Here is a 10,022-nt window from a genome sequence, read left to right on the forward strand (position 1 = left end):
ATTGCTCCGGGGGCCCGCCGCCAACCGGCCATCCATGGCCGGGTGGCGGCTAGCTCGGCATCCATGCCGACCTGCCCCCTACGCAACGCCTACGCTCGGCCGGCTGGAAAGGGGCCTGAAGATCAAGATCAAGAGCAAGAGCAAGAGCAAGATCAAAAACCAAGCGCGTTTACGCGCTGTCCGTAGGAGCCGGCTTGCCGGCGAAGAGGCCCGTAAGTCATGCAGCGCCTGGGCGGGCGCCTTCGCTGGCAAGCCTGCTCCTACAGCTGTCAGATAGACCGTGCAGTTCCCTGTAGGAGCCGGCTTGCCGGCGAAGAGGCCCGTGAGACATGCGGCGTCTGGGCTGGCGCCTTCGCTGGCAAGCCAGCTCCTACAGCAGACAGATAGACCGTGCAGCTCACCGTAGGAGCCGGCTTGCCGGCGAAGAGGCCCGTAAGTCATGCAGCGCCCGGGCCGACGCCTTCGCTGGCAAGCCAGCTCCTACAGAAACGCACCCACCCTTAGCTTCAGGCCGGCCGCAAGGCCGCTGTCGCGCTTTTGATTTTGATTTTGATCTGAACGCCCCGTTAACCACGATGGCTGAACGCAGGCATTGAGCCGTGGGTAACCCGGCAGGGATGCCGGGTTAGCCGCCACCCGGCCAGGGATGGCCGGTGGCGGCGGCCCACGGATCAATGCCGGAGTGAAGGCATGCCGAGCCTAGGCGAGGCACCGAGTGGAGGGGCAGAGCGTTTTGCTTACTTTTGCGCTTTTCAAAAGTGAGCCGCTGTAAGAGCGGAACCAATATCCGCCCCACCCGCAGGAATGGATATGTACCCAATCCCTGCTGTAAAAGCGGAATCATAAGCCGCCCCACCCGCAGCACCGAATATGCCCCCCCTACTTATCCCACGTCCCCGGACACCCCCCACACCCCTCCATATTGGCATCCTGAAAATTCCCATAATGCTGCCGCGCCCCGCGCAAATCGGCCCGCTCCAGATTGCTCTCGCCCAACTTGGCCTCTTGCAGATTGGCCTCGCTCAGATTGGCCCCTTGCAGGTCGGCCTTGTTCAACCAGGCCATCTCCAGATCCGCCGCCTGCAGATTGGCCCGGTGCAGCTTGGCTCCGGACAGCCGGGCAAATTGCAGATAGGCCGCGCTGAGGTTGGCGTTCTCGAATTGCGCGCCCTGGGCAAACAGGCCCCAGCCCTGAATCGCCATCAGCTTGGCGTCGGTGAAGTCCGCCAGCCGCAGGTTGCTCTGTTGCAGGCTGGCGCGGGTCAGGTTGGCGCCCTGCAGGCGGGCTTTTTCCAGGTTGGCCAGGTCCAGCTGGGCATGGCGCAGGTCGGCGCCGGAGAGGTCGGCGCCGGCCAGGTTCATCTTGCGCAGGTCCTGGTTGGCCAGGTTGGCGCCGCGCAGGTTGGCACCCGGGCATTGGCTGGATTCGGCAATCAGGCAGCCGTTGATGGTCAGGGGCACGTCGTTGCCGTCGTCGATGTTCACCGCGAAGGCGGGGGACAGGCTCAACAGCAGGACAAGGGGCAGGTAGTTCATGGTGCGGTGCTCCAGGCGGGAGTGAAGACGGGTGTGGCGAGAAGGCGGGCTCCCGGTCGACCGGCGCCCTGGGGTCGTAGCCGACCAGAACCCGGCCCCCGGGGTGTGTCTGGCACATCCCGGGGCGGGTTTCGGGGCCGCTGCGCGCTGGTACGCCAGCCCGGCCCAGCGGGAGCAAGCTCCCTCGCCACAGATAGGGCGGTGACGATCAGCGCTGGGCGCTCTGGTTATCCCAGCTCGGGATCTTGAACACCCAGAACGAACCGCCTTGGGCCACCGGCTTGGTCAGCTCGGCCATGTCGCCGCCCCACAGCGGCACCGCGCCGCCGTAGCCCACGGTCACGCCGATGTACTGTTCGCCGTCCTGTTCCCAGGTGATGGGCGGCGAGACGATGCCGCTGCCGGTCTGGAATTTCCACAGCTCCTTGCCGGTCTTGGCATCGAAGGCCTTGAAGAAACCGTCGCCGGTGCCGGTGAATACCAGGTTGCCCTTGGTCGCCAGGACGCCGGCCCACAGCGGCAGCTGTTCCTTGTGTTCCCACACCAGCTTGCCGGTGGTGGGGTCCATGGCGCGCAGGGTGCCGACGTGGTCGTCGTACATGCGCTTGATGCGGAAGCCCATCCCCAGGTAGGCCGAGCCTTTCTTGTAGTTCACTTCCTCGGTCCAGTACTCCTCCTTCCACTGGTTGCCGGGGATGTAGAACAGCCCGGTGTCCTGGCTGTAGGCCATGGGGTTCCAGTTCTTGCCACCCAGGAACGGCGGCGAGACTTCCACCGGCTTGCCCTTGGTTTCACCCGGCAGCGGTTTGGCCGGACGCTGGCCGGGATTCTCTACGGGGCGCCCGGTCTTGAGGTCGATGTGGCTGGCCCAGGTGATGTTGTCGACAAAGGGGAAGGCGTTCTGCAGTTTGCCGTTGTTGCGGTCTACCACGTAGAAGAAGCCGTTGCGGTCGGCGTGGCCGGTGGCCTTGACCACCTTGCCGTCCTTGTTCTTGTAGTCGAACAGCACCAGTTCGTTGTTGCCGGAGAAGTCCCAGGCGTCGTTCGGCGTGTGCTGGTAGAACCATTTCACTTCGCCGGTGCTCGGGTCGACGCCGACCTGGCCCGAGGTGTAGAGGCTGTCGTAGTCGTGGGGGTTGCCGTCTTTCGAGGTCCGCGCCCAGGTGTTCCACGGGCCGGGGTTGCCGGCGCCGACGATGATGGTGTTGGTCTCGGCATCGAAGCTGGCGCTCTGCCAAGGGGCGCCACCGCCGTGGCTCCAGGCTTCGACCTTGCCGGTTTCGCTGGTCTTGTCGTCCGGCCAGGACGGTGCCTTGACGTCGCCGGTGGGGGTGCTGTCCTTGCCGTTCAGGCGGCCCATGTGGCCTTCGACGAAAGGCCGCATCCACACTTCTTCGCCGGTCTCCGGGTCACGGGCGAACAGCTGGCCGACCACGCCGAATTCGTCGCCGGAGCTGCCGTGGATCAGCAGCACCTTGCCGCTGGTCTTGTCCTTGATCAGCACCGGGGCGCCGGTCATGGTGTAGCCCGCGCTGTGGTCGCCGAATTTCTTGTTCCACACCACCTTGCCGGTGTTCTTGTCCAGGGCGATGACCCGGGCGTCGAGGGTGCCGAAGTAGATCTTGTCGCCGTAGATCGCCGCACCGCGGTTGACCACGTCGCAGCACGGGCGAATGTTGTCCGGCAGGCGGTGGTTGTAAGTCCACAGGCGCTTGCCGGTCTTGGCGTCCAGGGCAAATACCCGCGAGTAGGAGCCGGTGACGTAGACCACGCCGTCGCGGACGATGGCCTGGGATTCCTGGCCGCGCTGCTTCTCGTCACCGAAGGAGTAGGACCAGGCCGGGGTCAGCTTGAACACGTTCTTGTCGTTGACCTGGGCCAGCGGGCTCCAGCGCTGGGCGTTGGTGCCCATGCCGTACTGCAGCACGTCCTGGGTGCTCAGGTGGTCGTTGGCGATGTCTTCCCAGGTCACGTTCTTGCTGGCAGGTGCCGCCGGGGCGGTGGCCGCTGTGGCCGCCGCGCCCAGGGACAGGCTGCCGGCCAGCAGCAGGGCCCGGACGGCGAGGCTCAGGGGGGAGAGGGCGGGGAGCGATCTTATTGTCATGGTTGCAGTTCCCAGTGGAGGTTTTGGCCTGACTAGGGTCTGCCCCGGGACGGGTGTTGAGATACGGAAAAAGTCCCGCCCTTGCCGGGAATAGTTCCCGGGCGGCACCTGATTTAGGCCCGCGCCACAAGCCCTACTACCAAGGGAGTAGAGCGCGACCACCAAAGCAGCATACGGCCGCCCACCGGCTGTTTCTAAGATGGCGCCATGGCCTCTGTATTGAGGTCTTGCGTGCAATCTTGAGGGCATAACAATGACAACAAAACGCAACGCCTTGCTCGCGGTAGGGCTGCTGACCGGTGCCGTGTTCACCGGTTCCGTATGGGCCCATGGCAACGTGGTGCCCCAGGCGGTGGAAACCAAGGGCCTGACGCCGATCAAGGATGCCGGTGTGAGCGTCGATGGCGACGGCTGGGCCGCGGTCAACCCGTACCGCACCTCGCCCGAGCACGACAAGGCAGTGGAAATCGGCGCCTCGGCCTACAACCAGAACTGCGCCGCCTGTCATGGCCTGGAAGCCAAGTCCGGCGGCATCGCTCCGGACCTGCGCATGCTCGATGCCGGCGAGGCCGGGGATGAATGGTTCGTCGAGCGGGTGCGCCACGGCGCGGTGCGCGATGGTCGGGTGTACATGCCGAAGATGGCCGACTACTTGAGCCAGGAAGCCCTGTGGGCGGTGCGCACCTACCTGGACAGCGTGCGCGTCGAGGAGTGATCGCCATGGGCCGCCTGGCGCTGTTTTTCAGTGGCTTGCTGCTGTGCTGCGCGGCGGCGCAGGCCGGGGTGCGCAACTACGACACGATGATCGCCTCCGGTGAGCTGAAGGTGGCGGTGTACCAGGATTTCGCCCCCTACAGCTTCGAGGATCGGGGCCAGCCCCGGGGCGTCGACGTCGAGCTGGCGCAAGCCCTGGCCGAGGCCCTGGGAGTGCGCCTGCAACTGATCTGGGCGCCCCCGGGGGAGAAGCTCGACGACGATTTGCGGGACTACATCTGGCGCGGCAGTCCGCTGCGCCACCAGCAGTTGGCCGACCTGATGATGCGCGTGCCCTATGACCACGACTACGCGCAAAAGCGCAACGAACTGGGGGAGCTGGCCAACGATCACGTGGTGATGTTCGGCCCCTATCAGGAGGAGCGCTGGCAGGTGGCATTCGACCGCCGCCGGCTGGACTCGGTGGCCAGTGTCGCGGTGTTCCAGGAGCACCCGATCGGGGTCGAGGTGGACAGCGTGCCGTCGTTCTACCTGACCTCGGTGTTCAACGGCATGCTCAGTGCCAAGACCCATCATTACCCCAGCGTGCAGCAGGCGTTCGGCGCTCTGCGGGCCGGGCAGGTGGACGCGGTGATGGCCATGCGCGGCGAGATCGACTGGCAGTTGCACGAGGCCGGTGACCCGCAACTGGCCCTGGCGGAAAACGCCTACCCGAACATGGGCAAGCAGGTGTGGGAGATCGGCATGGCGGTGCATGAAAGCAACCGCCAGCTGGCCTATGCCGTGGAGGAGGCCCTGGAGGGGCTGATCCGCGACGGTCGGCTCAAGGCGCTCTACGCCCGTTATGGCCTGCGCTACGAGGTCCCACAGATGTATCAATAGGAGCTGCGATGAACTGGCGAGCGACCTGTCTGTTGGCGTGCTGGCTGCCCTTGGCGACCTCGGCGCTGGCCGCCGATCCGCAGGCCCCGGGTCCGGACCCGGTGCCCTCGGTGATGTGGGCCTTCTACCACAAGCAACTGCTGGGCGATGCCGCGTTCGTCTTCGATGACCGGGTCAAGCTGCTGGCGCCGCCCTTTGCCGAGGATGCGCGGCAGGTGCCCCTGGAGATCGACGCCCGGGCCTTCAGCGGCGAGGTGGTGCGCATCCTCGCCTGGGCCGAGCTCAACCCCTTGCCGCGCATTGTCGATTTCGAGCCGGGGGAGCGGGTGCTGCCCTGGCTGTCGATCCGCATCCGCATCGAGCAGGCCACGCCGTTGCGCGCCGCCGTGCTGACCCGCGATGGCCTGTGGCACGTGGGCTCGACCCTGATCGATGCTGCGGGTGGTGGCTGCACCGCCCCCAGCGTGGTGCGTACCCAGCCCGGTTGGGAAGAGCACATCGGCGAGGTGCTGGGCGGGCGCTATCCCCGGGGTGATGCCAGCCGCCTGCGCCTGCAAGTGTCCCACCCGATGGACAACGGCCTGGTCAGCGGCATCCCTGAGTTTTTCCTCAATCACGCCGAATTGCGCGACCAGAACGATCAGCGTCTGGCCAGCCTCGAACTGTTCCCGGCGGTCAGCGAAAACCCCAGCCTGGGGTTCGCTATCCGAGGGGCAGGGCAGACCCGTTTGCTGTTGCGCGACAACAGCGGCAATCAGTTCGAGGCCAAGCTGCCCTGAGCGCATCCTTTGACCCACCCGAGCCGAGGCGCACCATGCGTTGGATCCTGCTGTTGCTGCTGTGCCTGGGCCTGCCGGCCCGGGCCGATCTGGACTATCAACTCAAGCCCCGGCAGATCGCCGCGGGGACCTGGCTGCTGGAAGGCAGCACCGACAATTTCGCCAAGGCCAATGGCGGCAACATCGTCAACACGGCGTTTATCGTCACCGACAGCGGCGTGGTGGTGATCGACAGCGGACCATCGAAGCGCTACGGCGAGGCCCTGCGCCAAGCCATTGCCGCCACCACCGACAAGCCGGTGATCCAGCTGCTGCTGACCCATCATCACCCTGACCATGTGCTGGGCAACCAGGCTTTCAGTGACGTGCCCATCGGCGCCCTGGCCGGCACCACCGCCCTGCTGCGCCAGCAGGGCGACGCCATGGCCGAGAACCTGTACCGCATGGTCGGCGACTGGATGCGCGGCACCGAGGTGGTGTTGCCGACCCAGGTGCTGGAGCCCGGCGTTCTCGAAGTGGGCGGGCATCGCTTGCGCTTGCTCGGTTTGAGTGGGCACACCGGTGCCGATCTGGCGATTCTCGACGAGAACACCGGGGTGCTGTTTGCCGGTGATCTGGTGTTCTACCAGCGGGCGCTGACCACCCCCAACAGCCCGGGGCTGGAGGCATGGCTCAAGGACCTGGATACCTTGCAGGGCCTGTCGTGGAAACTGATCGTTCCCGGGCACGGACCGGTGGCCAGCGATGCTGCGCCCTTTGCCCAGATGCGCGACTACCTGGGTTGGCTCGACGGGTTGATGCGCGACGGCGCGGCCCGGGGTGACGACATGAGCGAGATGATCCGCCGCCCGATCCCCGAGCGTTTTGCCGGCATCAGCCTGACTCGCTACGAGTTGATCCGCAGCGTCAGCCACCTGTACCCGCGTTACGAACGCCAGCGCCTGCAGCGTATCGACGGCCTGTAGGCGCCGGTTGCCGCTCCAGTACCAAGGAACTAGAAAACTCCGCACTGCGGGCAATTGTTGGCAAACAGGCCGGGACCAAGAATTCCCGGCAGACCGGGAAAATTTCCCGGGAACAACAATAACCGCAGAGGTAGCCGTCATGACCCAACCCCCACGTCGTCCCTTTTTCGCCGTGAGCCTGGTGCTCAGCGCCATGCTGCTGTCCAGCGCGGCCCTGGCCGCCGTCACCGATGAAGAGATCCTCCAGGACCCGAAGAACCCTGAGCAGATCGTCACCAACGGCCTGGGCGTCCAGGGCCAGCGCTACAGCCCGCTGGACCTGCTCAACGTCGATAACGTCAAGGAACTGCGGCCGGTCTGGGCTTTCTCCTTCGGCGGCGAGAAGCAGCGCGGTCAGCAGGCCCAGCCACTGATCAAGGACGGGGTGATGTACATGACCGGTTCCTATTCCCGGGTGTTCGCCGTGGATGCGCGCACCGGCAAGAAACTCTGGCAGTACGACGCGCGCCTGCCCGATGACATTCGCCCTTGCTGCGACGTGATCAACCGCGGCGTGGCGCTGTACGGCGACCTGGTGTTCTTTGGCACCCTGGACGCCAAGCTGGTGGCCCTGAACAAGGACACCGGCAAGGTGGTGTGGAGCAAGAAGGTCGCTGACCACAAAGAGGGGTATTCCATCAGCGCGGCACCGATGATGGTCAACGGCAAGCTGATCACCGGGGTCGCCGGCGGCGAGTTCGGCGTGGTCGGCAAGATCCAGGCCTACGATCCGAAAAACGGCGAGCTGCTGTGGATGCGTCCCACCGTGGAAGGCCACATGGGCTATGTGTACAAGGACGGCAAGGCCATCGAGAACGGTATTTCCGGTGGCGAGGCGGGCAAGACCTGGCCGGGCGATCTGTGGAAGACCGGCGGCGCGGCGCCGTGGCTCGGTGGCTACTACGACCCGGAAACCAACCTGTTGCTGTTCGGCACCGGCAACCCGGCGCCGTGGAACTCGCACCTGCGCCCCGGCGACAACCTGTATTCCTCGTCGCGCCTGGCCCTGAACCCGGACGACGGCACCATCAAGTGGCACTTCCAGAGCACCCCCCACGACGGGTGGGACTTTGACGGCGTCAACGAGCTGATCTCCTTCAACTACAAGGAGGGCGGCAAGGAGATCAAGGCCGCCGCCACCGCCGACCGCAACGGCTTCTTCTACGTGCTCGATCGCACCAACGGCAAGTTCATCCGCGGCTTCCCCTTTGTCGACAAGATCACCTGGGCCACCGGCCTGGATAAGAACGGTCGGCCGATCTACAACGAGGCCAGCCGTCCCGGCGCCCCGGGCAGCGAAGCCAAGGGCAGTTCGGTGTTCGTCGCCCCGGCCTTTCTCGGCGCCAAGAACTGGATGCCCATGGCCTACAACCGCGACACCGGGCTGTTCTATGTACCGTCCAACGAATGGGGCATGGACATCTGGAACGAAGGCATCGCCTACAAGAAGGGCGCGGCGTTCCTCGGCGCGGGCTTCACCATCAAGCCACTCAACGAGGACTACATCGGCGTGCTGCGGGCCATCGACCCGATCAGCGGCAAGGAAGTCTGGCGCCACAAGAACTTCGCGCCGCTGTGGGGCGGGGTGCTGACCACCAAGGGCAACCTGGTGTTCACCGGCACGCCTGAAGGCTTCCTCCAGGCGTTCAACGCCAAGACCGGCGAGAAGGTCTGGGAGTTCCAGACCGGCTCCGGGGTCCTGGGTTCGCCCGTGACTTGGGAGATGGACGGCGAACAGTACGTCTCGGTGCTCTCCGGATGGGGCGGTGCGGTGCCGCTGTGGGGCGGCGAAGTGGCCAAGCGGGTCAAGGACTTCAACCAGGGCGGCATGCTCTGGACCTTCAAACTGCCCAAGGAGCTGGTGAGCAAACGCTAATCGTAGGAGCCAGCTTGCTGGCGAAGGCGCCCGCACGACCGCTTTCGCCGGCAAGCCGGCTCCTACAAAGCCCCCGCGATATCCCTGCCAACCGTAGGAGCCAGCTTGCTGGCGAAGAGGCCCGCAAGAGCGCCTTCATCGGCAAGCCGGCTCCCGCACAGGGCAATCAACCTACGACCAAATGACGAGAGCCCCCCCTGCCAACGATGGATTCGTCCGGCACCCGGGGCTCTCTACCATCGGTCCATCGCCTGTCGTTGGACAGGCCTCGACCAGCAGAGGCTCAGCATGATCTACGCACAACCCGGAACCCCAGGCGCCGTCGTGTCCTTCAAGCCACGCTACGGCAATTTCATCGGCGGCCAGTTCGTGCCGCCGGTGGCTGGCCAGTACTTCACCAACACCTCGCCGGTCAACGGTGAAGTGATCGCCGAATTCCCCCGTTCCAGCGCCGCCGATATCGACCTGGCCCTGGACGCCGCCCATGCCGCCGCCGAGGCCTGGGGCAAGACCTCGGTCCAGGACCGCTCGCGGCTGCTGCTGAAGATTGCCGACCGCATCGAGCAGAACCTGGAAATCCTCGCGGTCAGCGAGACCTGGGACAACGGCAAGGCGGTGCGCGAAACCCTCAATGCCGACGTGCCCCTGGCCGCCGACCACTTCCGTTATTTCGCCGGCTGCATCCGCGCCCAGGAAGGCGGCGCCGCCGAGATCAACGAACTGACCACCGCCTACCATTTCCACGAACCTTTGGGCGTGGTCGGGCAGATCATCCCGTGGAACTTCCCGCTGCTGATGGCCGCCTGGAAGCTGGCCCCGGCCCTGGCCGCCGGCAACTGCGTGGTGCTCAAGCCTGCCGAGCAGACCCCGCTGTCGATCATGGTCTTCGCCGAGCTGATCGCCGACCTGCTGCCGGCCGGGGTGCTGAACATCGTCCAGGGCTTTGGCCGTGAGGCCGGCGAGGCCCTGGCCACCAGCAAGCGCATTGCCAAGATCGCCTTCACCGGCTCGACCCCGGTGGGCTCGCACATCATGAAATGCGCCGCCGAGAACATCATTCCGTCCACCGTGGAACTGGGCGGCAAGTCGCCGAACATCTTCTTCGAAGACATCATGCAGGCCGAGCC

General features: G+C 65.4%; 8 protein-coding genes. 6 read left to right on the forward strand and 2 right to left on the reverse strand.

Translation table 11 applies throughout. The features are described 5' to 3' along the window. Nucleotides 1-879: 879 nt before the first annotated feature. Together FW796_RS31700 and exaA are read right to left on the reverse strand one after the other, a co-directional pair. Nucleotides 880-1,536 (reverse strand): pentapeptide repeat-containing protein, encoded by a 657-nt coding sequence (locus FW796_RS31700; protein ID WP_446440686.1) that lies wholly within the window; start codon nt 1,534-1,536, stop codon nt 880-882. A 208-nt stretch (nt 1,537-1,744) separates the two neighbouring features. Beyond that, nucleotides 1,745-3,640, reverse strand: a complete 1,896-nt coding sequence (gene exaA, locus FW796_RS31705; protein ID WP_346635698.1) for a quinoprotein ethanol dehydrogenase — start codon at nt 3,638-3,640, stop codon at nt 1,745-1,747. Nucleotides 3,641-3,893: 253 nt separating this feature from the next. Between exaA and pedF the strand changes: the two genes are divergently transcribed. From pedF to FW796_RS31735, 6 genes are all read left to right on the forward strand, one after another. After that, a complete protein-coding gene (gene pedF, locus FW796_RS31710; protein WP_346635699.1) occupies nt 3,894-4,355 on the forward strand; it encodes a cytochrome c-550 PedF in 462 nt (153 codons plus the stop codon). Nucleotides 4,356-4,360: 5 nt separating this feature from the next. Continuing rightward, nucleotides 4,361-5,236, forward strand: coding sequence for a substrate-binding periplasmic protein (locus FW796_RS31715; RefSeq protein ID WP_446440687.1), 876 nt, complete (start codon nt 4,361-4,363; stop codon nt 5,234-5,236). 8 nt (nt 5,237-5,244) lie between these two features. Beyond that, a complete protein-coding gene (locus FW796_RS31720; RefSeq protein ID WP_446440688.1) occupies nt 5,245-6,015 on the forward strand; it encodes a quinoprotein dehydrogenase-associated SoxYZ-like carrier in 771 nt (256 codons plus the stop codon). 35 nt (nt 6,016-6,050) lie between these two features. Next, nucleotides 6,051-6,980: a quinoprotein relay system zinc metallohydrolase 1 gene (locus tag FW796_RS31725; protein ID WP_404939174.1), complete on the forward strand. Its 930-nt coding sequence runs from the start codon at nt 6,051-6,053 to the stop codon at nt 6,978-6,980. Nucleotides 6,981-7,119: 139 nt separating this feature from the next. After that, complete coding sequence (pedH, locus tag FW796_RS31730) at nt 7,120-8,895, forward strand: PQQ-dependent alcohol dehydrogenase PedH (protein ID WP_346635703.1); 1,776 nt, start codon at nt 7,120-7,122, stop codon at nt 8,893-8,895. A 288-nt stretch (nt 8,896-9,183) separates the two neighbouring features. Next, on the forward strand, nt 9,184-10,022 hold an 839-nt coding region (locus tag FW796_RS31735), incomplete at its 3' end, for an aldehyde dehydrogenase family protein (RefSeq protein ID WP_446440689.1).

Source organism: Pseudomonas sp. 910_21, assembly GCF_052850735.1.

What these genes read in the sequence shown, in the direction of transcription:
- FW796_RS31700 (WP_446440686.1), bottom strand. Translation starts at nt 1,536, where the DNA reads ATGAACTACCTGCCCCTTGTCCTGCTGTTGAGCCTGTCCCCCGCCTTC.
- exaA (WP_346635698.1), bottom strand. Translation starts at nt 3,640, where the DNA reads ATGACAATAAGATCGCTCCCCGCCCTCTCCCCCCTGAGCCTCGCCGTC.
- pedF (WP_346635699.1), top strand. Translation starts at nt 3,894, where the DNA reads ATGACAACAAAACGCAACGCCTTGCTCGCGGTAGGGCTGCTGACCGGT.
- FW796_RS31715 (WP_446440687.1), top strand. Translation starts at nt 4,361, where the DNA reads ATGGGCCGCCTGGCGCTGTTTTTCAGTGGCTTGCTGCTGTGCTGCGCG.
- FW796_RS31720 (WP_446440688.1), top strand. Translation starts at nt 5,245, where the DNA reads ATGAACTGGCGAGCGACCTGTCTGTTGGCGTGCTGGCTGCCCTTGGCG.
- FW796_RS31725 (WP_404939174.1), top strand. Translation starts at nt 6,051, where the DNA reads ATGCGTTGGATCCTGCTGTTGCTGCTGTGCCTGGGCCTGCCGGCCCGG.
- pedH (WP_346635703.1), top strand. Translation starts at nt 7,120, where the DNA reads ATGACCCAACCCCCACGTCGTCCCTTTTTCGCCGTGAGCCTGGTGCTC.